We start from the raw sequence: 22967 nt of genomic DNA on the forward strand, positions 1-22967 counted from the left end.
TGCACGCCTTAAAACTCCGCGCAAGTTGGGCTGCGGCTGCGTCTTGATGAGAGCGTCCGCAATCATGCCAGGCAGCGATTGCGCTAAGGGCGGCGCGCAAGAGTTTGCTCCATGACTCACAATGGAGCTGATCGCGATCGCCCCGGTCAGTTGCGCTAGGCGATCGCTGCTGTGAAGAGAAAGAGAAATCGGATCGGGACCCTATGAGTGCTGCTATAACGACCGATCGGCTGCTGCGTCAGACGGTACAGGGCTCGCGGCGTGCGAGTAACTATCTGTGGGCGGTGGTGACGGCGATCGGGGGTATCGGATTTTTCTTGGCCGGGCTATCGAGCTACTTCCACGTCAATTTGTTGCTGGTGAGCGACCCACGGGGCTTGCAATTCATTCCACAGGGGATTGCACTGTTGTTCTACGGTACGGTCGGGAGCGCGATCTCGCTATATCAATGGCTGACTATTCTGTGGGATTTGGGCAGCGGCTACAACGAGTTCGACAAGGATGCTGGAACGGCGACAGTGTTCCGGTGGGGGTTCCCAGGCAAGAACCGCCGTATCGAAATCTCGGTGCCGCTGGACGATGTGTTGGCGGTATACGCCGATATTAAGGAAGGGCTGAACCCCAAGCGATCGCTATACCTGCGAGTTAAGAACCGGCAGCCAATCCCGCTGACGCGCGCGGGTGAGCCGCTGCCGCTTTCGGACCTGGAAAGCTGTGGAGCGGATTTGGCACGGTTCCTAGGGCTGCCGCTGGAAGGCTTGTGAGCCCGTTGCCCACTGTCGCGATCGCGGTTCGAGCGATACGGGCACGCGGACGTGTCGACTGGGTGTTAATTTGTTGAGATCGTTGCGAAGTTGCGAGCTGGGATGAGGACTCTAATGAAGATGCGTGTTGCACGTTGGTTGGCGATCGCGATCGCAATGCTGTGGTCTGGGGCGCTGGCGGCATGTGGCTCGACTCCGGAAGCCACGGCAGTAGGAGAGACGGCAGCATCGACAGAGATCGCGAATAATTTTGCGGGAGTCGATGTCGAGCGACTGCCGCGACTGCAGGGAACCGCAACGGTAGAAATGGTCGTAAAGGGGCAGCCGATCGCGATCGAGGTCGATGGCGACGCCGCACCGATCACGGCCGGCAACTTCGTCGACTTGGTCGATCGCGGGTTTTATGACGGACTGACATTCCACCGTGTCGTGCGCGAGCCACAACCATTTGTAGTTCAGGGTGGCGACCCAACGGGGACTGGAACGGGCGGGTTTATCGATCCCGAAACGCAGCGCGAGCGGCAGATTCCGTTGGAGATTAAGGCAGAGGGTGCAGACGAGCCAGTATACGGCCGGCCGAGCGCGGTTTCGGAACCGCTACTGCGCCACGAACGCGGTGCCCTGTCGATGGCGCGCACGCAGGTGCCGAACTCGGCTTCGTCGCAGTTTTACATTGCACTGGCTCAACTGACGTTTCTGGACGGAGACTACGCGGTGTTCGGTACCGTGACCGACGGGATGGAAACGGTCGATACGATCCAGCAAGGCGATCGCATCGAGTCGGCACGAGTGACCTCCGGGCTGGAGAATCTCCAGCGTTAGGCGCGACTACTGAGGCGCGATCGCAGCATGGACGTGGTCGTCACGGGGATCGGATTGGCGAGCGCGCTCGGAACGGCAGAAGAAAGCTGGACGCGTTTGCTTGCCGGGGAATCCGGTCTGGTCCACCAACAGCCATTCCCCGAGCTGGCAGCACGGCCGCTGGGTATGTTGGGCGATCGTCCCAGCGCGCTGCCCGAGTTTGTCGATCGCGTGGCAGCAGCAGCGCTGCAGGACGCGGGGTTGGAACTGCCCCTGCCGGACTGCGGCCTGGTCGTTGGGTCGAGTCGCGGTTGCCAGGGGCTGTGGGAGCAACGAACGCGGAACGGGAATGGCGGGTCTCGTGCCCACTGGCTGGAGTTGCTGCCGCATTGTGCCGCGATCGCGGCGGCTCGGCATTTGCAAACGCAAGCGGCGGTGCGCGCTCCAGCAGCAGCTTGCGCGACGGGGATATGGGCGATCGCTCAAGCTGCAGAGTCGATTCGCTGCGGGGAGTACGATCGCGCGGTGGCAGGGGCACTAGAGGCACCTGTTACGCCACTCACGTTGACGGGGTTCGCGCGGATGGGCGCGTTAGCGCAGACCGGGTGTTACCCATTTGACACCGAGCGCGAGGGCTTAGTGCTTGGGGAAGGCGGGGCATTGTTTGTGCTAGAAGCGGAGCCTGTCGCGCGCGCGCGCGGGGCAACGGCATACGGTCGCGTGCTGGGATACGGCTGCACGAGCGACGCGCATCATCTCAGCGCACCCGCACCCGACCGGAGAATGGCGATCGCAGCAGTACGACGCTGTTTGCAACAAAGTCAGCTCGCACCCAATGCTGTCGACTACGTCCACGCTCACGGAACGAGTACGCGGCTTAACGACGCGGCAGAGGCAGCACTGCTGCAGTCAGTGTTTCCTCGCGGCGTACCAGTGAGTTCGACGAAGGGCGCGACCGGGCACGCTCTGGGAGCCTCAGGAGCTTTGGGCGTAGCGTATTGTATGAAAGCGATCGCGCAGCAGGTGTTGCCGCCCAATGTCGGCATCCGGCAGGTGGAGTTCGACCTCGATGTGGTAACCGCAGCGCGATCGCAGTCGGTACGGCACGCGTTATGTTTGAGCTTTGGCTTCGGCGGTCAGAATGCCGCGATCGCTTTGGGGGCATTTTGAGAAGGGCGATCGCGCATTCCAGCCCGGGGATAGCTCCCAACGCGGTTGGCGCAGCACAGTACCGCTGCATTCTAGGTACAGCACATGCTGCCAGCAGCAGTTCTGACAGTTTTCGATGGAGGACTGACTGCTGCCCGCACCCAGATCGATATCGATAAAGGTGCGGTAGTCCTTTTGCAGCATAAGGAGCAGGAAAATTCAGCTGTGGTTTCCACGATCGTTGGTGAGAGAGTCGGGTGAACACCGCCGCTATACGTACGGCCGAACAACCGACTTCACTGCTGTCAAACCGCGTGCGGAATCCTCAAGCAGGGCGATCGCGACGTTAAGATCTGGCAGTGCCGACGGTGCCGACAGTGACTATTCTGACCGACTATAACTGGGACGGCGATCGCGAGACTGCACGCCGTTACCCCGAACCCGCCCCCGATCCGGTCGATCGTCGATCGCCCTACGAGCACGATCGCGCTCGTATCATCCATAGCGTTGCATTCCGACGTTTGCAGGGAAAAACCCAGATCTTCGCGCCCGGTCAGGCCGAATTCCTGCGCACCCGTGTCACGCATTCGATCGAAGTAGCGCAAATCGGTCGCTCTTTGGCAGCGATCGCGGGCGTGCCCGACAGCCTCGTTGAAGCTGCTTGTTTAGCCCACGATCTCGGCTTGCCACCATTCGGACATGCGGGCGAAGAAACTCTCGATCGCCTCATGCAATCCTACGGCGGCTTCGAGGGCAATGCCCAAACTCTACGGGTAATTGCGCGCTTGGAAGAGAAAAGCCGCACCTATCCCGGACTCAATCTCTGCCGCTCCACCCTTCTGGGAGTGTTGAAATATCCCTACCGTCGCAACCCGCACCGCAACAAGTTCCTATACGACGAAGATCTCGATGATTACGCGGACTGGCTCTTCGCCGGCACCGATGCCGAACCGATCGCGACCGATAGTAAGAAGGTGCTGCCCCGATCGCTGGTTTGCCAGTTGATGGATTGGGCCGATGACGTGGCGTATTCCGTGCATGACATGGAAGATGGATTGAACAGTGGTTTTCTATTGCCCTCGCTACCGCTTAGATGCATCGTCGATTTGACCTGGCAGCGCCTGCAGAGCTACTACCCCAGTGGACTGTGTTGCCTCGATCGCGATCGCGTTGGCGAGATTTTGCAAGAACTCCGCGATCGCCTGGAGCAGCCCGATAGCACCATCCGCGAAGTAATGCGCTATTACATCAATCGCTTCGTTACCAGCATTGCCGTCATAGCCACGCGCAAGCGCCCGCGCAGTCTGTTCGACTTCCGGCTCGAAATTCCCGAAGCCGTACGCCATGAATGCGAAGCATTCAAGCTGCTAACCTTAGAGTTCATTATTTGCGACGAGCGCACCTCCACCCTCGCCCGCAAAGGCCGCGAAATTCTCACGCGGCTGTTCCACATTCTGTTTGAGAATGCTAGCCCCTGTGCCGGGGAACTCCGCTACGTCCTGTTTCCGCGGGCGGTGCGCCCAACCCTTGCGGCCGTCGCCGACGACGAAGCAATCCGCGCGCGCCTCGTTTGCGATCGCCTGGCAGGACTCACGGACGGGCAGGCGCTTCGCCTTTACAACCGTCTCTTAGAATCGACCGGTAGCTCGCCTTTTGAACCAGTTTGATCCAAACCGAAAACTGACCGGTGACGTGACGTATTGAGTTCGACCCGAGAGGATGCCGCCCTCGCGAAATTTTACCAGCATTGGAGTTCGCGAGAAATCGGGTTGCTAGTTGTTGGTGACTGCTGGGGACGCGATCGCGGAGGCTGCAAGCAGCAATCGTGTCATATCAGATCCGCGCAATGAATTAGGGTTTGCTGAAAAAGTCCACAAAACGAATTTAGGAGGCAGAGAGCTTATGGAATCTGGCATTTACCATCTATCCCCAGCTTTTTGCCTCGGATTCTCGGCCCAAGTGCAAGGGTTTTGAGGCTCTGGTGCCTATAACCTTGCACTTTTCTTGCATAGAAAACGCTGAGATCCTTTCATTGCAGGGATTCCAGCCTTTTTCAGCAAGCCCGAATTAACTTGCCCGATCTTAAGACGCGGGGGCTGCAAGAATTCCTGCAATCTGACTCGGATAGTGTTCTGGCGGATTTTGTATCACCGAACCCCATGGCAGAGATCTCGACTGCCCGAGTTTCAGTCCAGCAAACGGAAAGTGGCGATCGCGACTATTCCGGGTCGTGCCAGCGTCCGTCGGACTTAATCAGCTCGATCAGCGCTTCAACGCCTTGAGCTTCCGGCACCTTTAAGATCTCTTCTTTGCCCCGATAGAGGGAGATGTAACCGGGTTGTTTGCCGACGTAGCCGTAGTCGGCATCTGCCATCTCGCCAGGACCGTTGACGATGCAGCCCATTACGGCGATGTCCAAACCGGTTAGGTGTTGTGTTGCCGAACGGACCTGGTGTAATACCTCTTCCAGGTTGAACAACGTGCGCCCGCAAGACGGACAAGCTACGTATTCCACCATTGTCTTCCGCAAGCCCAACGCTTGCAGGATGCCATAACACACCGGGATTTCCTTCTCGGGCGCCTCGGTCAACGAGACGCGAAGGGTGTCGCCGATGCCTTCTGCCAGCAAGGTAGCAATACCGGCAGTGGATTTGATCCGTCCGTACTCGCCGTCGCCTGCTTCCGTGACGCCAAGATGCAGCGGATAGTCCATGCCCAGCTCGTCCATGCGCTTTACCATCAGACGGTAGGCTGCCAGCATCACGGGTACGCGCGATGCCTTCAAAGAAATCACTAAATTGTGGTAATCGAGGGATTCGCAAATGCGAATGAACTCCAGCGCCGACTCCACCATGCCTTCCGGAGTGTCGCCGTAGGTGAACAGCATTCGCTCCGCCAGTGAACCGTGGTTGACCCCAATGCGCATGGCTTTGCCGCGATCGCGCAGCGCCACGATCAAGGGTTCCAGGGTCGAGCGGATCTGCGCGCCAATGTCCTCAAACTCTGCCGAGGTGTATTCCTCGCGCCCGCTCTTGGGCTTCTCGAACAGGTACAAACCTGGATTGATCCGCACCTTGTCGACGTGCTTGGCAACTTCTAGCGCGATCTTCATGCCGTTGTGGTGGACGTCGGCAACGAGGGGCACGGGGCTATAGGTAGCAATCAGCTTCTCGCGGATCGCGGCCAGGGCTTTAGCGTGAGCGAGGCTGGGGACAGTGACGCGCACGATCTCGCAGCCGATCTCGTGCAGGCGGCGAATGGCAGCGACCGAACCGTCAATGTCCAACGTATCTTCGTTGATCATTGACTGCACGACTACTGGATTACCGCCGCCGATGGTGACATCGCCAACGCAGACCGAGCGAGTGCGCCGCCGCCGGATAGTGCCGTCAAACTGGTCGATTGCTGCGTCAGTCACTCGGGCTGAGCGATCGGAGTGGGGGGTTGAGAGCGTTTGCATAGATCTAGCAGGCGCGTTACACGAATCTCTGAACTCATTGTGAACCCGATCGCGCCCGCCGTCGTGCCTGAATGCACTTAGGTCGAAATTGGCGCATTGAATTGGATCGCGTCGAGCAAGCGGTCGAGGTCGAAGTGCTCGCTCATCAGCTCGCGCACGCAATCGACTTTAATCGGTTCCTGGATGCGCGCGCGGGCGAAAACCCGTTCGACAATCTGCACTGTCGTCAGCGTATCGAGATCGACATTGAGAATCGGCACTTCTAAGGCTTCGGCACGCTGCAAAATAAATTCTTGCGGATCCACTTGACCGGTGAGAATCAGGCAATGAGCGGACGTTTCCATTGCGGCAAGCTGCAAGTCGCTGCGATCGCCGCCGGTAATGACGGCTAAATTGCGCCCCTTGCGGAAGTAGCGCAGCGCCGAATTAACGTTCATCGCGCCGATGGTCAAGTTTTCGACCATCAGATCGAGCCGATTGGCGCAGCACAGCACCCGCGCGCCCAGCTGGTTGGCAATCTCGCGCACGCTGACGCTCTCGAGTAATTCGCTGCTCGGCAGCAACCCGAACACCGGGATACCGTGGCGCTCCAAATAGGGGCGGACGCTTTCGGCCATCAGGCACCGCTGGGAGTCGGGGACACTATTGATCGACACGCCGACTAAACGTTCGCCCAGCTGCTCTTTCGCGGCTAGAACCGCATCGACAGAACGCGGCGAGCGTCCTCGCACGACTAACAACACCGATGCATCGAGTGCTTCGGCCATCTGCTCGGTAGTGAGCTCGAATAATTTACCTTCGGTGAGCGTTGCGGGCGCTTCGACTAGCACCAATTCGGCTGCTAGGGAGCGGACAGATGCGCACAGCTGCTGGCGCAAATCGCGATCGCTGCCCTCCTGGAAAGCACGATCGAAGGTGCGCTCGTCGAAATAGGCGATGGGTTGACCGACACGGCCGGGTGGTAAGTCCAGCATTGTTGCGACAAGCTGCACGTCTTCCTCAAGCAGCGAATCCACTGACTTCGGCTCGACAAACGAGCCGAGGGGCTTACTGTAAGCGATAGGGATGCCGCGATCTCGCAGTTGGTTGGCTGCGCCGAGCACGAGCGCCGACTTGCCGGTATGGGCTTCGGTCGAACCGATCAATAGAACTCGTGCGGATTGTGCCACGCCGTCACTCCTGTCTTTCGGTATCTTTGTGCATGTTCAACTGTGCCTCGTTCCCACGCGGTTATCGTCGGGTATGTCATCGGCGGGCGCTGCTGCTCGCATCAAAGCCAGGACTGAGCCGCGCTCATTCGTAAAAGCTTTTCGTAAAACTCCTTGGGGAAATCCATCAATCTGCCCCCTTTAGCAACGCGGATGACATCAATTAGAAAGTCGATGAACTCCGAGTTGGTCATATCGACCTCGTAGGTCAGGTCGGCGCTGCCATCAAACTGCAAGCGACAGCGCGTCAGTTCTGACGGCAGCTTGGACACGAACCAAGTCGCAACGTAAGGAACGCTCTGCGCGTTCTCGATCGAGCGCTCGCCCTCAAAGTTGCCCTGTTGATAAAGACCGAGCGCGAGCGGCAGGAGCTTCCGCTTTTGTCCCTGGTAATAGGGCGCGTAGAGCATTACATCTTCGTTGCCAGCGGGTTGGATGTCTGCGAGGGCAGGCATAAAGCTTTCGGTTGGCGAGAAAGTTGACGGAGACGACGAATACGTAACAATCTTAGAGGACTCTGTCGGAATCTGCAGCTTTGGCATCAGCAAGCCATCCTGCTGTCAGTCAAAACGATGAGGTTATTATTGAAGAGGTGTCAGTCCACACGATATCGAAGGCAAGGGCCTCAAAATCCGAGATAACATTCTCTAACGTTTTCAGAGGGTCTGGTATACATCGCGATCGCTGGCATCTCCTATAAATTGGCAATACAACGGGGCTTATCCATACATTTCATAGCGACTTCTCATGCCCGCGATCGCTGGCTTGCCGTTGCTCGACGTGCACTTGGTGTTAGTTGCTACTCGTCGTGAAATAACACCAATAACGGCCCGGCGGTATCCATCCACGCGATAGCTATGTAACTGCCGCCGCACTAAGGCGACGGTTTTCGGCCAGGCGTCCGTCTTCAAGGTGAATGATGCGATCGGCAATGTCCAGAATGCGACTGTCGTGCGTCACGATTAAACTCGTGCAACCTTGTTCGCGCGCGAGCTTCTGCACGATCTCCATGACCGAGCGACCCGTTACGCCATCCAGCGCGGCGGTTGGTTCGTCAGCCAGCACTAACTTGGGATGGCTGACCAGTGCCCGCGCGATTGCCACCCGCTGCTTTTGACCGCCCGATAGCTTGTCTGGAAAGTAGTCGATGCGATCGCTCAACCCCACTGCCTCCAGCATCGCGATCGCGCGCTCTTCTGATTCGCGAGCGTGATAGTCGTGCAGCTTTAGCGACATCTGGACGTTTTGTTTGGCTGTTAGGTATTCGAGTAAGTTGTTGCCTTGGAAAATATAGCCGGTATGGCGCCGCACGCGGATCGATTCGCGCTTGGGCGCGCCGACAAGTTCGCGATCGAACACCCGCAAACTGCCAATTTGTGGCGATCGCAACCCGCCAATCAAGGTCAACAGTGTTGTTTTTCCCGAACCAGATGGTCCGGTCATGATAACAATTTCACCGGCGTGTAAGTCGACTTCGATGTCGAACAGGATTTGTTTGCGCAAATCTCCCGTTCCAAAGTAGTGGCAGAGCTGCCGGGCTGCAACAATTACTCTGCCGAGTTCGCCGCCAGATGCCGTGCGTGCAGTTGTCGAGTTTGATGCAAATACAGACATCACTTGCCCCTTGTTTTGTCGGCAGAACAGTAAGTAGGGAAAGTCGCACGGAAGACAAGCGCTCGCGCCTAGAAAATGTCAGCTGGGTCGGCTGCTTGGAGCTTGCGAACGGCAAGCGCACCCGAGCTAAAACACATGAACGCGGTCAGCACGAAAACCGAGCCCGCGCGCGTTAGGGTCATGAGCATTGGCAGCCCTGTTGCCGCCCGAGCCAGCGCGTACATCCCGCTCGCGATCGCCAATGCAGGCAAGTACCCCAAAATAGCTAGAATGAGTGCCTCCTGCAGCACCACCTGCAATAAGAAGCGATCGCGGTAACCCATCGCTTTCAGCGTAGCGTACTCGGGCAAGTGCTCGGAAACGTCGGTATATAGAATCTGGTAAACGATCACGATGCCGACGATCAAACCGATGATTAAACCCAGCGTAAACACGAATCCAATGGCCGTAGCTTCCTGCCAGTAGGACAACTCTGCATTGATAAACTCCTCGCGCGTAAACACGATTACGTCTTCCGGCAACTCTTGACGCAAGCGTTGCTGTACTAAATCGGGATCGACACTAGGTTCGAGCTGGAGGACGCCAATCTCGATCTCGCTGGGATTGCGTTCGGGGAAGATGCGCAGAAAGTTCAAGTCACTCGTGATCAAATTACCATCGGCACTAAAGGAAGCTCCGAGTGCAAATAAGCCGCCGACAATAACGCGCCGCTGACCGACTTCAGTGATGACGAGCTCGCCGCTATCGTATAATTCCGGGATCGGCCCAAACTCGGCCCGAGAATCCTCATCGAATAAAACGACGTCCTCGATCGTCGTGCGCGCTAAGTTCTCCTCAATTCCAGGGAAATCCAACACATTTGCCACGGGATTGACGCCAAGGACCATCAAACTGCGCGTGCTGCGATCCACTGGATTCTTCCACAATCCAAAGCCAATGTAGATCGAGTGAGCCGATGCAACCCCTTCAACAGCAAGTGCTTGATAGACGCGGCGGCGCGAAAAGGTTGCGAGCGCGATGAGCGCGCTTGATTGCGGGCTGACCAGGAAAATATCGCCGTCAATGCGCTCGTGCAATATGACCGAGCTTTTAAAAAGTGCCGATTGAAAGCCGAGCTGCATAAACATAAGAACATCAGCGAAGCCGATGCCGGCAAGGGCGATCGCCAACCGTAGCTTGCGATGAGACAGTTGCAACCAACCGAGAGGATATTTCATGACCGTTGGAAGAAATCGATGTCGAGAGATGCGGACGATCGCCGCAAACAGTGCGGTTGATATCGGCAGGCACTCCGTTTGCTTTGAGCGATCCCTAGCGCTCGATCTTGACGATGACCTGTGAGTTGGTCAGACCGCTGACGCGATCGCTGTCCTCGGGATCGAGCAGAATTCTGACTTCGACAACGCGGGCGTCTACGGACGCAGCTGGGTCGGTATCGAGCACGTCTTTCTTGCCGATTTTGAGCCCGATCCGGGCCACCGTGCCGTGCAGTTCGCCCGCGAACGTCCCGTTCTCGCTGACCGCGATCGCCGGCTGACCCAGTCGGACGCTTCCGATATCGCTTTCGTAGACCTCCGCCACTGCAACCATGCGCTGCGTTTGACCGAGTTCGATGATGCCGGTTGCTTCGTTTTCGGCGATCGCCTCGCCCGCGCGGGTGAGTACGTCGATGACCTGACCGTCGATCGGCGCCCGCACGGTGGCCAGTTCGAGTTCGGCAGCGGCACGCATTACGTCCGCACGCGCTTTCTCTAGCTCGGCAACGGCAAGCTGCACGTCCACGGGGCGGACCTCGGTAATGCGATCGAGCGTTGCGTTGGCTTCCTGAATCTGCCGCTCTAAGGCGCGAATGGTTTTGGCTTGCAGAGCAATTCCCTCTCCCAGCCGTTCGCGCGCAGTTGCCACCCCGAGGACGAACGTATCGAGGGCAGATTCCGAAATTGCCCCTTCATCTGCCAGAAACTGATTGCGCCGCAGGTCGGACTCTGCGGTCAGCAACTCCGCGCGCAGGCGTTCGACCGTTGCTGCCCGCGCGAGCCGCTCGCCTTCCAGTTCGGCTTCCAGGCGCCGGATCTCGGCTTCCTGGGCGGCGATTTCACCTTGCTTCGCACCAGCTTGCACGATCGCCAAATTCGCCGCCGCCACCTGCACGGTTTGCTCGGCAGCGGCCAGAGCCGCCGCGCGGCTGCCGCGCGTTTCGAGATAAGCAATGGCATCGCCCGCCGCCACGCGATCGCCTTCAGATACCAGCAACTCAGCTACTTTTGCCCCGCGCTCCGACGGTGCAACGCGCACGACTTCACTATCCGGCTCCAACCGCCCGAGGGCCGTAACGGCAGTGACTGCCGGCAGCTCAACCGGCGGTGCATCTGCTGTCGGCGGCTGCCCGCGATCGCTCAAGACTGCCACACTGATGCCAGTTGCGGCCATACCCGTCATAGATAGGGCGAGCGCCCAACGCCAGCGCCCGATCGCGCTAGTGGACTGCTCTTGCATCGTTACGCCCACGGTTCTTACCTCGCCAGGGAACTAGACTGGACGGTACGGCACGCTTGTTAGACTAGACTGTACGGTTCGATGATGTCAAGATCGGGTTGAGTCCGATCCACTGCACTTCTGCTGGTTGTGTTGTCATTAACTGAGCCCCCGGGCTGCATCCGTTCGCAGGTCTCCATCGGTTTCAGCTGCCGGTTTGCCAAACAACTTGAATATGCTCAGGTGAACGCTCGTGGTTGACTCTCATGCCTTGACTGCAATTGCTGCTGCAGAATTCGATCGCGATCGCATCGGCGAGAAAGGGCAGCAGATCTTGCTCGGCGCGATGCCCGAGTTTCTACAGCGCGGCTATGCTGGGACCAGCATGGAGCGCGTGGCGAAGGCAGCAGGAGTCTCCAAGCAAACGCTTTACAGCTACTTTGTCGATAAGGACGACTTGTTCGTGACGTTGGTAAAGTACCTGGCAGCACAGCAGTTTCAGTTGGTGTGGTCTGAGCCGTTGGTGGGTGCTCCAGACGTTGTATTGCCGGCGGTAGCCCGGCGGATGCTGAGCAAAATCGGATCCGAGCCTCAGTATTTTGATTTCTGCCGCTTGGTCATAGCGGAATCCGGCAAGCGCCCCGAGCTCAGCCAGGCGTTTTTGGCAAACGTAGCTAAACCCGCGATCGCCACGCTAACGAGTTACTTGCGCGACTGCCCGATCCTCAACTTAGCGGATCCCGAGGCGACGGCGCGGATTTTCGTCGGTACGATCGTGCACCACGTGCTCATGCAGGACGTACTGCACGGAGCAGCGATCGCCCCGTTCTCTGCCGATCGCCTCGTCGAGCAGTTAGTGACACTGGTGCTCGGACAACAGCGACCGTCTAGCTGAGCGGCGACGGATGAACGCGCGATCGCGTTAGCCCCCAGCGAGCGATTGTTTTGGCGATGCAAACGGTGCGGCGGTTGGCAGTGCCTCGGGAGCAAATGCGAACGGGTGATTCTTGCAACTGCGGTGGGGACGTCATGGGAGTCCAATCGAGCACAACTTAGGCTGGCAATCGAGCTTGCCAATCCTGCGTGACGGCGACCCCGTCCGCCAAACTGTAAGATTTATTTAACATTCGCGCTCGTAACTACCGAGGAGAAATTATGACCGTTGCCAGCGGCATCCCCACCTTCTGCCAAGGAATCCAGTTTTTTGCCGATAAACTCCCCGGTTTTGAAGCGTACGGGACCGCCCCCGCGATCGCTGCTGGCGAGCGTCGGATTGTCGATCCAACCGATAAGTCCGCGGTGTACCAGGCTCTGCTGGCAGCAGATGCCCTGCGCTATTTGACCTTGCAACTCACGGCCAGTAAGGCGTCCGGGCACCCCGGCGGGTTTGCCAGCATCGCCGACGCGATCGCCGGACTGTTTATGCTCGGCTACAAAAACGTCCTGACCGAAGTCGGCCACCACGCTCCCGGCTTCTACAGCACGATGTTCCTCGACCGCTCCTTAGAAAATATGGACATCGCGACGGTCGCCCAGATGCAGGAGCGCTTTCGGGAAATGCACGGCCTGCTGGGGCACCTGTCGGGATACATTCCGGGCTTGTTGAATCCGGCGGGTCCGCTGGGTCAGGGGCAGCATTTTGCCATGGCGGCAGCGAAGTTGCATCCCGGCGTGTTGTTTCCAGTGACAATCGGCGACGGCGGGATCGGTGAACCCTATGTGATGAGCAGTTTCGGTCACTTCCACACGTCGTTCCCGGAGGTGACGAACTTCCTGCCAATTTTGGTGTGGAATGGTTTTAGCCAAGAGCACCACAGTATGGTCTCTACTAAGTCCAACGAGGACATGCTCGCCTATTGGCGGGGCAATGGCTTTGAGAAGATCGTCTTAGTCGATGCCAAAGATTACGACGATGCCAACCAGCCGGGCGCTTATGTTGACAGCACGGAGTGCTCGCCGGAGGCACGGATGGCGTTTACACAGGGAGTGCTGACGGCGATCGTGCAGGCGGCCGACTCTGCTCTCAGCGGCAAGCTGACGGTGTTGATCGTCAAGCAACTCAAAGGAGCAGGCGTCCACAAACGCGGCGCCAAGTCCCACAATCTCTATCCCGGCGACACGATTGAGAAGGACTACATCGCCAGCGCGCTGCGGACGAGATCGCTGACTCCCGAGGCTTGGCAGCTCGTGCGGACGAACTTCGAGCGAGCGGGAGGCGGGTCCGCCGCGCAAACGGCGATCTCGGAGTCGGAATACCCGCTACCCCCGCTAGAGAACCTACCGCTGCAGGAGTTTTCGCTCGGCGACAAACAGGTCGCCACGACGGCGATGGGCGCGATCGCCGCGGCTGTGGGTCGCCAGGATCCGAACTTCATCGTGACCAATGCAGATGGGAACGCGGCGTCGGGTATCAACAACATTAATGTCGCCCTAAAAATCATCCACCCGACAACGGACGATACATACTTCCAGCAGCCGAGCGGCCAAGTGTACGAGCCGCTGAGCGAGGATGCTTGTGCGGGTTTGGCAGCAGGTCTGGCGCTGTTTGGAGCGCGGACGCTTTGGTGTTCCTACGAGTCGTTTGCGATCAACGGTTTGCCGATTTGGCAGACGGTCACGCAGGCAATGGCCGAGTTGCGGCACCTCACACCGTCAACGGTGACGCTCTTTACCGCGGGCGCGCTGGAGCAAGGTCGCAACGGCTGGACCCACCAGCGCCCGGAAATCGAAAACTACTTTGCGGCGATGATGCGTAACGGCAACATCTTCCCGCTGTTCCCCTGCGATGCGAATGGCATTCAGGTTTGCTACGAGTGGGCACTGGGCACCAAGAACAAGGGCGTGACGATTACGGCCAGCAAGTCACCGCTGCCGATTCGCAGTACCTGCGAGCAGACCCGCGCAGCGCTGAAGGATGGAGCGTTCGTTCTCCAGGAGATTCCAGGCGATCGCCTGGTAGTTTTCGCGGTTATCGGGGACATGACGCTGATTCCCACCCTGGAGGCGGCGTCGTTGCTGCAGGAACGAGGAATTGGTTCGCGGGTGGTGTCGGTGGTGAGCCCGCGCCGCCTCTACCGTCCGAGCGATGTAGCCTGGCAGTCGTGCTCGGAGCAAGACAGCGGTTTCTTGGACGATGTTGGCTTTGGCGCGCTGTTCGATGGAGACGCCCTGATTGGTGTGACGGGCGGATCGAGCGCGATGCTGGAGCCGATAATGTTGCGGAGTTCCTGCCCGCGCGACACTCTGGCGTGGCGGCGCGGCGAAACGGCATCGAGCGCGGCTCAGATCATGGCGTTCAATGGGTTGACGGCAGAAAACCTGGCCGAGCGTGCGACGGTGTTGCTCTAGGCAGTCCTTTAGCCTATTGGCGGAGAGGCTACCGAGCAGCTCCGCCATACTCAGTAGTGAATGTATTTAATGGGTTTGCTTGACCTGCAGGCGGAGTATTCTCAATCAAGGTGCTTCTTTTCTGCATGAAGTGCATCGTCCGCAAGAAGCTTCAGTTCGGTTTGTAGGGCAAAAGAAGAGAGCGTCCAGACAGTTTCCAGAACAGAATTAATGATGCAAGGGCGTTCTAGGCTGAAAATTCTCAAACCATATCCTCACCTATCTCGCCTAAAGAGACTTATTCGACCTCTACCAATATTCGAGCAGATCGGGTATGTATTCCGCGCTGTCAGCACCTCAGTCTGCATTTGCCCCCGCAGTCGATTGCATGGCGAGTTTGGTTAGGTTCGGTTACAGTTTCCGAGCCGATCTCCGCGGGGCGGAAGTTCGAGCGCTAGAGTAGATCGCGATCGCTGCCTGTAACGATCGCCCGCTTGGATTCGAACCCACTATGACACAAACCTACTCGGTTGAAATTCGCCACCAAGGCAATACGCATACGATTCAGGTGCCTGCCGATCGCACTGTCCTCGACGCCGCTCATGAAGCTGGCATCGACCTGCCGAGTTCCTGCACGGCTGGCGTTTGCACGACTTGTGCCGCCCTCCTGCTCTCCGGCGAAGTCGACCAGTCAGAGGGCATGGGCGTTTCCCCAGAACTGCAAGCTGAAGGCTACGCTCTCCTTTGCGTTGCTTTTCCGCGCTCCGATCTCAAGCTCGAATCTGAGAAGGAGGATCTTGTGTACCAGCGACAATTCGGAGCGGCCCGCTAGATCGACCCGTCCCAATAAACCCCAGCCGAGTAAACTTTGTTGCCATTGCTCGGACGGACGCAGCCGAGCGCCTGCGCCCCAAGTCCTGCGACACTAGTATCTAACCGAAACCGTATCGCGATAACTATTAACGCGATCGCCCCATCTCTCTCGAGAACCCACCATGACCACGCACTTCATCGAAGCCGAAATCGACCTTCACAGCTCGCCCGTCGAGCTACAGCGCCAAATCGAAACCGAACTGCAGAAGCGCGGTGAGCCCCTGCGCTGGGCGGTTACTGCCGTCGATCCTCAACGCCAGAAAGTTCGCGTTGAAGCCATCGTCACTGCCGAAAGCGAGCGGTGACGATGGCGGCGCCCGCTCCAACGCAACCGCCCTTCACCGTGCTGTTGCTCGTACCGACTGGCATCGGTGCGGCAATCGGCGGGTATGCTGGCGATGCCTTACCGGTAGCACGCGCGATCGCTCAGGTTGCCGACTGCCTGATTACCCATCCCAACGTACTCAACGGCGCGCAGTTGTACTGGCCGCTGCCAAACGCACTATATGTCGAAGGTTACGGACTCGATCGCTTTGCTGCTGGCGACTGGGTACTGCGTCCCGTTACCAGCAATCGTATCGGTCTGTTGCTCGATGCCGCGATCGAGTCGGACCTCCGTTTACGCCACCTGCAAGCTGCAGACGCTGCCCGCGCCACCCTCGGTCTGGACCTAACCGAATACGTCATCACCGACGCACCGCTCGCTGTCGAGCTGCGAACGGCGACCTCCGGTGTGAGTTGGGGTACGCTCGGCAACCTGGATAGTCTGCTGCGCGCGGCCGAAACCCTCGTTAAACAAGCGGGGGCAACCGCGATCGCCGTCGTAGCCCGCTTTCCTGATGATGCCGACAGCCCTGCGCTCCAGGATTATCGCCGCGGAACTGGTGTCGATGCGCTGGCTGGAGCTGAAGCCGTTATTTCGCATGCGATCGTGCGAACCTTGCAGGTACCCTGCGCTCATGCGCCCGCACTAAAACCGCTACCGCCCGATCCAGACCTGTCACCGCGAGCAGCAGCCGAGGAGCTCGGCTACACGTTCTTGCCCTGCGTGCTAGCAGGGCTCGCCCGCGCGCCCCACTTCGCTGCACTTACCGGGTGTCGCCCCGGCGACCTCACTCGCGATTGCATCGATGCGATTGTAACGCCCGCTACTGCTTGCGGCGGCAGCACCTTGCTGAGCCTGAGCCAAACCCGTACCCGCGCGATCGCCGTAGCTGCCAACACCACGCAACTCGCCGTTGCGCCCGAACCCCTCGGCATCAAAGCGACCCGAGTAAACTCGTATCTAGAGGCAATCGGCTTACTGGTTGCCCAACGCGCCGGGGTAGCTACCGACGCTCTCCACCCGCACATTCCTCCACTGCGCCGTTTGTTACCGTGACCGGACCCAACGTGCCCAATGACCTGCCGAAACCAACACGCGCCCAGATCCTTATCTTTATGGGGATTACGGCGATCGTGCTGCTGGCCGTAGCGAAGTTCTGGCAGGCGCTCGGTCGCGTGCCGTTGTTGCCCGTAATCATTAATCCCCAGGGGATCGGACTCGGTCTGGGAGCGGCAGCAGCCATCACGCTTGCCAGCGGCATGGCCTACCGCATTTGGCCGGCTTATCAGCGCAGTGCTAGCGAATATTTGGAACTTTACGTCCAGCCGCTGGCGTGGCCGGATTTGCTCTGGTTGGGGCTGCTCCCCGGTATGAGTGAAGAGTTGCTATTTCGCGGTGTGATGATTCCGGCCTTTGGATCGGGAATTTGGGCGATCGCGGTCTCCAGCTTGGTCTTTGGTATCCTTCATGTCAGCGGCTGGCCGTACCTTGCTTGGGCAACTGCCATCGGCATCGTTCTCGGCGTGCTTGCCGTGGCGACGGGTAACTTGCTGGTACCCATCGTGGCTCACATCGCAGCCAATATTGCTTCGGGCTGCATCTGGAAGCTCGGTCACCGCATGGAGACTTAACGGCAGCCATGGAGCCCGCTGTTTCTTATCGTGTTTTGGTCGATGCTTGGAGTAGGCGACCGCGCGGGCAGGTTAAAGATACCTACCGTTCCAATCGTGTCGCTCTACGTGCTATGGAACAGTCGAATTTTGCCCGCCGACCCGACGTTGCGCTTGCCCTCGGCATAGCCATTAGCATCCTCGTCGCACACGCAAGCGCGCTGTGGTGGGGAGGCGCTGGCGATTTACTCGGCACCAGCCTGCTATTGTGGCTGGCAATCGCCTCGCTGTTATGGGATAAGCGCGAAACCTTTGCTGTCGAGAGCGGGATCGTCTCCAGCGCGATCGGTCTTGGGCTTGTCGGCTTGGTAACCGTCCGCAACTTTTCTCCAGAAGGCTTCCACCTGCGGATTTCTCCGTTGTTGGCATTCTTGGGCTTGGGCTTGCTCACGGTGGGCGCGCGCCACTTACATCGGTATTGGAAGGAGCTGTTGATTTTGGGGATGCTCGCGCTCGGGCCGCTGTACGAGCTGACCCTCAACATTATTAACCTCCCGAACTTGACGGCTACCTTCTCCTCGTTTGCTCTGTGGTACGCGGGCTTCGACGTCGCCCGCGAAGGATTGAATATTTACCTGCCAGGCGGAATGGTAGAAGTTTACGGCGCATGTTCCGGTGTCGGCAGCATCATGCAGATGACGAATTTAGCGGTGTTGTTTCTACTGCTTTTTCCAACCAACTGGGCGCAAAAAATTGCGTGCGTGGTTGTCGGGATCGCACTCGGGTTTGCAGTTAACGCGGGCCGCATCGGCTGGCTAGCCGTATTGGCTGCAAAGGGCGATCGCGCCGCGTTCGACTACTGGCACGGCGGCAATGGCTCGCTCGTTTTTTTTGCCTTCAACGTATTGCTGTTCTGGGGATTTGTGTGGCTGACTGTGCTGCGCGAACCGCAAGAAGTGCCCCAGTTACAGGTCGATGAAGACCTCCCGAGAGGGGAGCTTGACGAAAGGGACATTTGAAATGGCAGACTCGCCGGCACCTCCGTTCCGGTTCCTTGGGCGATCGCGTCTGGTGCTGTTGGCGATCGCCTATGGCTCGACAGCAGCGATGGCTTTGCACGCCCTGCTAGTGCCGCCCGCCGCCGAAACTCTCCCGGCGATCGAGCTGCCGATAGCGGTGCCGCTGTCGGGTTGGCACTCCATTGGTACGGAGGTGTGGGACCCGACCACCGACCAAGCCCGCATCTACCGCTACCGTGCGGGGGGGCGCGAGCTAACAGCATCGGTGCGCTATCTCCCCTACAGCGACGGCAGCGTCAGTCGTGCCTTGCAACTGTATGCAGGCGTCACACCTGCGTCGCTGCAAATTGCGAAGGTTTGGGTCGATCCTCTTGGGACTTACGGTTATTTCGTTGTTGAGGGTAAATCATCGATTGTCGGCTGCGTCAACCCTTACGGCGTTACAACCTTAACCGAACAGCAGTTTGCTCAGAACGTGTCCGCCCGCGGTTGGCAGCTGCAGCGCTTCGTAACTTGGCTGCTCGGCCAGCAGGATTTGATCGATCGCAGTTGTTTGTTTTCAAGACTTGACCTGCCGGTACGAACAAGCGATCGGCGCGAGGATCGTCCCGACCTCGAAGCAGCTTGGCTGGACTGGGTGCGTTGGTGGCAGGCAAACTTCCCCCGCACCGAGTTAAGAACGCAGCCGCAGCCGCATACGCATTCATCTAGTTCTTCCAGTGCGAGTTCTGGTACTTTGCCTACTCAATCCGTCAACTCAGAGGGAGAGTCGAGCCCGTGACCGTTCCTATTAAAAGCCACATTAGTCCCCCTTCAATTTTTGTTTTGCGATGGATCGGCTATGGCTTGCTAATCTTTGCTTTGTTAGATCTGCTGACGATACTTTACCCTCCAGACTTCCTCAACCCGCGCTGGGAGTTACAAACAATTGGTGCGCTAGTCGAGCGCGTGCCCGTGCCGCTGATCGGGTTCGGCTTGGTGTTTATGAGCGATCCGGATCGAAGGCCGCTCTTAGAGCGCTTGGCGATCCAGGGACTGTCATTGCTGACCGCTATTCTCGCGATCGCGTACTTCTTGATGGTCCCGCTCGGCATTGTCGATACCGTCCGTATCAACAAACAGCTCAACCAGGAAACTGCTAAGCAAATTGAGACCCAATTGGAGCAGTTAAAACCTTTCGAGGAGCGCATTCAAACGGCCGCGGGCGGTGAGGTTGTTGGCCTGGCTCGTGCCAATCAGAATGTCCTCGGTCCTCTCGAAGGCTATCGAGAGCGCGGCATCGAACTTGCCGATACCGAAGCTCTGCGGGCGGAGATGCTCGCGCGTGTCAAGGTCATTCACGAGAACGTCGAACGCGAAGCCGACATCGCGCGCGCGCGCAAGTATCGCCAGCTCATCGAGAATTCCGTTAAATGGAACATCGGGGCGCTGATCGGTAGCGCGCTCTTCACGATGATCTTTCGCGGCACGGTTGGGGTTCGACGTGCAAAAAAGTAGCCGATTCACGAGCGGCATCTTGCAACGGATGGAATGCTGGTGCCGGTTCGCTGACGGGCCATTGCCTTCGGCGAAGTGATGCGCGAAAAAATAGGAGACTAGTAGGCGCACGGATCGTTTGCCGAGCGAGGCATCTTCAACAACCCCACTAACGAACGACCAGAGCGCCTTGCAACCTCCTGCTAGCAAGTCGCTAAGAGCGTCGAACTAGCTCGCTTTGCGATAGGGCACCTTCGACAGGAAATCGACGTTCATAGCCGAAACGCTGGTTTTTCCCTCGCGCTTGGCACTGGCAAGACCGCGCGCAACGCCCAGGAACTGACGCGGATCGCCATTGCGAACCTGCTTTTCTTGGGGGATGAAGCGACGCACCGTACTTTGCCAGACAATCTGCGGGAATCCGAGCTGCTGGCGATGATACGCCTCATAGCGCGGCGTCTTGAGATTGAAGGGCGTCTCGCCGCTGTCGCGTTGATTGAGGACGCGGCGGCGCTGGAAGGGGACGTAATCCTCACCGAAGTTGGCAAGGTACTCCTCGCTATCGACTAAATCGTCGATGAAACCCCGTACGCCTTTAGAGACAATAACAATCGACCAAGCAATCTTCTCGCGCTCGTTATAGATATCGCGACCTAACAAGCGCTGGACGCAGATTTCCACGAAGCGATAGTTGGTATTCGGCTCGTGATTCAGACGCCGGAATACATCCGAGCTAGCCAGCCCGCGCACGAATTCGCGTACGGTGAGCTGACCGAAGCGAAGCTGCGACTCAAGGAATGGTTGGCGGTTGCTTTTAAGGATTTGATGTTCGCCGAACACTTGGCGGTACGCCGCCCAGATGATGGCATCTACGTCAGATGCCGTTGTCATCGACGTATCTGCGCCCATCTGCATCCGCTCTTCGCTCCCGACCTCATAGCCATCAACTCGCTGGTTTTGGCAAGTCGGAGCGTAATTCAACAAAGGTATCGGCACGTGTGACCCTCCGCGTTGTTACGAAATTCTTAAAGAACTTAAGCCCGATTCTAATTTAACCGGGTAGCCAGCGGGTAGCAAATTGTCAAAGGCAATCCGACTTCCACTTGCTAAAGTGCGACGGGCAGATGCTCAGAGTGCTTGTATCAGAAGCGTTCGAGCCCTTGCTGCCGACCGTACTCCGCTCGCTAGCGAGCGCCCACTATATTAAGGATTGTTGCCAATTGCAACAATCCTTCAAGAATCTCGTTTTGCGCAAGTGCAGGACATTCTGGGGGAAGAGCACCGAGCGCACAAGTTACTTGCCATCCAAGCTGCAGCAAGTGGGGGATGTGGCAGTTCTCTATTGGATTGCGGAGGTTGCGCCTGGCAGTCGCTAACGCTTGGTTGTTCGCGATGATTTAGTAGGATGCGGGGATGGTTGCAGTGTCTTTCAAATTGTCTCTCAGATTACTATTCGTCTCGACTTCGGTTGGTGTACTGGGCACGGGTCAAGGCGGCGGCGTGGAACTGACGATCGCCTGTCTGGCACGGGAGCTGTTACGGCGCGGGCACGACGTGTTGGTAGCTGCCCCGACCGGCTCGCGACTGGACGGAGTCCCGATTGTCGAGATTCCGGGCCGTTTACAAGTCCCCGCCCAGTCCCAGGAACGGGATGCACCAATTTCTTTGCCGCCCGACCCCGTGTTGGGTAACCTCTGGGATTACGCGCGATCGAGGCAAGATAAGTGGGACGCGATCGTCAACTTCGCCTTCGATTGGTTGCCGTTTTACCTGACTCCCTTTTTCCGTAGGCCGATCGCGCACTTCATCAGCATGGGATCGACGGGCGATGCCCTTGATGGAGCTATGGCGCGCGTTGCCGAGCGCTATCCAGGGACGGTTGGCGTCTATACGCGAACGCAAGCTGCCACGTTTACGTTCGGCGATCGCTGTCGGATCCTCGGCAGCGGCATTGACTTGGCGCAGTATTGCTTTAACGACCGACCGGAAGCGGCAATCGCTTGGCTCGGTCGCATTGCTCCCGAGAAGGCCCTTGAAGACGCGATCGCCGCCGCCCGGCAAGCTAACGTCCCGCTGCGGGTGTTCGGAAAGCTGCAAGACGAAGCTTACTGGCAGCGCATCCAACGCGATTTCCCGGACGCACCTTTCGAGTACGGCGGCTTTCTCCCAACCGATCGGCTCCAAGCCGAAGTCGGTCGTTGCCGCGCATTGCTGATGACGCCGCGCTGGGTGGAAGCGTTTGGTAACGTAGCGATCGAAGCGCTGGCTTGCGGCGTTCCCGTAATTGCCTATCAGCGGGGCGGCCCGGCCGAAATCGTCTGTGACGGCAAAACCGGCTTCCTCGTCGAGCCCGACAGCCCACCCGGGCTGGTTGATGCGATCGCCCGCATCGATACTATCGACCGGAGTGCCTGCCGCCGCCAAGCCGAAGCCGAATATTCCCTGCCGGCTTTTTGCGATCGCTGGGAAACTTGGCTCCACGCGGTCGTTGCTTGCCAGCAGTCAGCGCTCTAGAGTGCTTGCCGTAACCCATATGGTCTGGCTTGTTATCGCTTGCAACTTGGTCGTGGTCCTCGTCAATGCTTACGTGGCGGCGGCGCTGTGGCGATCGCGACGCACCTGCGCTCGCCTTGCCGATACGCTAGAAGAGCTGGAACTGACCCTGCCGGTGTGGTTGGTCGATACCGCAGCTGCTCTGGCGTTCGGACACGACTGCCTTGCGGACGCCCGCAACCGTTCCCGACAGCTGGGTAGACTGCTGCAGGGCGGGCAGCTCTTACTAAGACTGCTAGAGCAAGCGCACTCAAACTAACTCGGGCTTGCTGAAAAAGTCCACAAAGTAAATTTAGGGGACAGAGAGCTCATG

The 22967-nt window shown here is 58.4% G+C and carries 24 protein-coding genes; 16 read left to right on the forward strand and 8 right to left on the reverse strand.

The features are described 5' to 3' along the window. The first annotated feature begins 203 nt into the window (after positions 1-203). The 5 genes from KR51_RS15780 to dgt all read left to right on the forward strand — a co-directional run bounded on the left by KR51_RS15780 (position 204) and on the right by dgt (position 4381). Positions 204-764, forward strand: a complete 561-nt coding sequence (locus tag KR51_RS15780; RefSeq protein ID WP_022609117.1) for a photosystem I assembly protein Ycf4 — start codon at positions 204-206, stop codon at positions 762-764. Positions 765-878: 114 nt separating this feature from the next. Beyond that, complete coding sequence (locus KR51_RS15785; RefSeq protein WP_022609118.1) at positions 879-1586, forward strand: peptidylprolyl isomerase; 708 nt, start codon at positions 879-881, stop codon at positions 1584-1586. A 27-nt stretch (positions 1587-1613) separates the two neighbouring features. Then, positions 1614-2735 (forward strand): beta-ketoacyl-ACP synthase, encoded by a 1122-nt coding sequence (locus KR51_RS15790; RefSeq protein WP_022609120.1) that lies wholly within the window; start codon positions 1614-1616, stop codon positions 2733-2735. A gap of 84 nt (positions 2736-2819) precedes the next feature. Further along, complete coding sequence (locus KR51_RS19940) at positions 2820-2975, forward strand: hypothetical protein (protein ID WP_156915156.1); 156 nt, start codon at positions 2820-2822, stop codon at positions 2973-2975. A 116-nt stretch (positions 2976-3091) separates the two neighbouring features. Beyond that, a complete protein-coding gene (gene dgt / locus KR51_RS15795; RefSeq protein WP_198016816.1) occupies positions 3092-4381 on the forward strand; it encodes a dGTP triphosphohydrolase in 1290 nt (429 codons plus the stop codon). A gap of 551 nt (positions 4382-4932) precedes the next feature. On the opposite strand, the gene ispG is transcribed toward dgt, so the two are convergent. The 6 genes from ispG to KR51_RS15825 all read right to left on the reverse strand — a co-directional run bounded on the left by ispG (position 4933) and on the right by KR51_RS15825 (position 11504). Further along, a complete protein-coding gene (gene ispG / locus KR51_RS15800) occupies positions 4933-6174 on the reverse strand; it encodes a (E)-4-hydroxy-3-methylbut-2-enyl-diphosphate synthase (protein WP_022609125.1) in 1242 nt (413 codons plus the stop codon). 77 nt (positions 6175-6251) lie between these two features. Then, on the reverse strand, positions 6252-7343 hold the full coding sequence (locus KR51_RS15805) for a phosphotransacetylase family protein (RefSeq protein WP_022609126.1): 1092 nt from the start codon (positions 7341-7343) through the stop codon (positions 6252-6254). A gap of 101 nt (positions 7344-7444) precedes the next feature. Then, on the reverse strand, positions 7445-7837 hold the full coding sequence (gene ebsA / locus KR51_RS15810; RefSeq protein ID WP_022609128.1) for a type IV pilus biogenesis protein EbsA: 393 nt from the start codon (positions 7835-7837) through the stop codon (positions 7445-7447). Between the two features lie 400 nt (positions 7838-8237). Beyond that, positions 8238-8996, reverse strand: coding sequence for a DevA family ABC transporter ATP-binding protein (locus tag KR51_RS15815; protein WP_022609130.1), 759 nt, complete (start codon positions 8994-8996; stop codon positions 8238-8240). A gap of 68 nt (positions 8997-9064) precedes the next feature. Then, on the reverse strand, positions 9065-10213 hold the full coding sequence (gene devC, locus KR51_RS15820; protein WP_022609131.1) for an ABC transporter permease DevC: 1149 nt from the start codon (positions 10211-10213) through the stop codon (positions 9065-9067). A 94-nt stretch (positions 10214-10307) separates the two neighbouring features. Further along, positions 10308-11504 (reverse strand): HlyD family efflux transporter periplasmic adaptor subunit, encoded by a 1197-nt coding sequence (locus KR51_RS15825; protein WP_022609132.1) that lies wholly within the window; start codon positions 11502-11504, stop codon positions 10308-10310. 220 nt (positions 11505-11724) lie between these two features. Between KR51_RS15825 and KR51_RS15830 the strand changes: the two genes are divergently transcribed. Continuing rightward, positions 11725-12366, forward strand: a complete 642-nt coding sequence (locus KR51_RS15830) for a TetR/AcrR family transcriptional regulator (RefSeq protein ID WP_022609133.1) — start codon at positions 11725-11727, stop codon at positions 12364-12366. Here KR51_RS15830 and KR51_RS19945 read toward each other — a convergent pair. Further along, on the reverse strand, positions 12359-12502 hold the full coding sequence (locus tag KR51_RS19945) for a hypothetical protein (RefSeq protein ID WP_156915157.1): 144 nt from the start codon (positions 12500-12502) through the stop codon (positions 12359-12361). The genes KR51_RS15830 and KR51_RS19945 overlap by 8 nt on opposite strands. Before the next feature lie 124 nt (positions 12503-12626). On the opposite strand from KR51_RS19945, the gene KR51_RS15835 reads away from it, so the two are divergent. The 8 genes from KR51_RS15835 to hpsJ-A all read left to right on the forward strand — a co-directional run bounded on the left by KR51_RS15835 (position 12627) and on the right by hpsJ-A (position 20122). Next, positions 12627-14819 (forward strand): phosphoketolase family protein, encoded by a 2193-nt coding sequence (locus KR51_RS15835; RefSeq protein ID WP_022609134.1) that lies wholly within the window; start codon positions 12627-12629, stop codon positions 14817-14819. 490 nt (positions 14820-15309) lie between these two features. After that, positions 15310-15630, forward strand: a complete 321-nt coding sequence (locus KR51_RS15840) for a 2Fe-2S iron-sulfur cluster-binding protein (RefSeq protein ID WP_022609135.1) — start codon at positions 15310-15312, stop codon at positions 15628-15630. 163 nt (positions 15631-15793) lie between these two features. Beyond that, positions 15794-15976 (forward strand): hypothetical protein, encoded by a 183-nt coding sequence (locus KR51_RS15845; protein WP_022609136.1) that lies wholly within the window; start codon positions 15794-15796, stop codon positions 15974-15976. Between the two features lie 2 nt (positions 15977-15978). Beyond that, positions 15979-17052 (forward strand): DUF3326 domain-containing protein, encoded by a 1074-nt coding sequence (locus KR51_RS15850; RefSeq protein ID WP_022609137.1) that lies wholly within the window; start codon positions 15979-15981, stop codon positions 17050-17052. Continuing rightward, positions 17049-17627 carry a CPBP family intramembrane glutamic endopeptidase gene (locus KR51_RS15855; RefSeq protein WP_022609139.1) on the forward strand — a complete coding sequence of 193 codons (579 nt, stop codon included), beginning with the start codon at positions 17049-17051 and terminating at the stop codon, positions 17625-17627. The genes KR51_RS15850 and KR51_RS15855 overlap by 4 nt, the downstream gene beginning before the upstream one ends. A gap of 113 nt (positions 17628-17740) precedes the next feature. Beyond that, entirely contained in the window at positions 17741-18625 is an 885-nt protein-coding gene (gene crtA / locus KR51_RS15860; RefSeq protein WP_040656557.1) for a cyanoexosortase A, read from the forward strand. A 1-nt stretch (position 18626) separates the two neighbouring features. Further along, positions 18627-19406 (forward strand): cyanoexosortase A system-associated protein, encoded by a 780-nt coding sequence (locus tag KR51_RS15865; RefSeq protein WP_198016818.1) that lies wholly within the window; start codon positions 18627-18629, stop codon positions 19404-19406. Further along, positions 19403-20122: an HpsJ-like protein, cyanoexosortase A-associated gene (gene hpsJ-A, locus KR51_RS15870; RefSeq protein ID WP_022609142.1), complete on the forward strand. Its 720-nt coding sequence runs from the start codon at positions 19403-19405 to the stop codon at positions 20120-20122. Before KR51_RS15865 ends, hpsJ-A begins: the two co-directional genes overlap by 4 nt. Before the next feature lie 207 nt (positions 20123-20329). Here the strand turns inward: hpsJ-A and KR51_RS15875 are convergent, their stop codons facing one another. Continuing rightward, positions 20330-21097, reverse strand: a complete 768-nt coding sequence (locus KR51_RS15875) for a phycobilisome rod-core linker polypeptide (RefSeq protein ID WP_022609143.1) — start codon at positions 21095-21097, stop codon at positions 20330-20332. 438 nt (positions 21098-21535) lie between these two features. On the opposite strand from KR51_RS15875, the gene KR51_RS15885 reads away from it, so the two are divergent. Beyond that, entirely contained in the window at positions 21536-22615 is a 1080-nt protein-coding gene (locus tag KR51_RS15885; RefSeq protein WP_408638138.1) for a glycosyltransferase family 4 protein, read from the forward strand. Between the two features lie 19 nt (positions 22616-22634). Then, complete coding sequence (locus KR51_RS15890; protein ID WP_022609146.1) at positions 22635-22913, forward strand: hypothetical protein; 279 nt, start codon at positions 22635-22637, stop codon at positions 22911-22913. Positions 22914-22967: the final 54 nt, after the last annotated feature.

It is taken from the genome of Rubidibacter lacunae KORDI 51-2 (assembly GCF_000473895.1).
GTDB classification, from domain to species: domain Bacteria; phylum Cyanobacteriota; class Cyanobacteriia; order Cyanobacteriales; family Rubidibacteraceae; genus Rubidibacter; species Rubidibacter lacunae.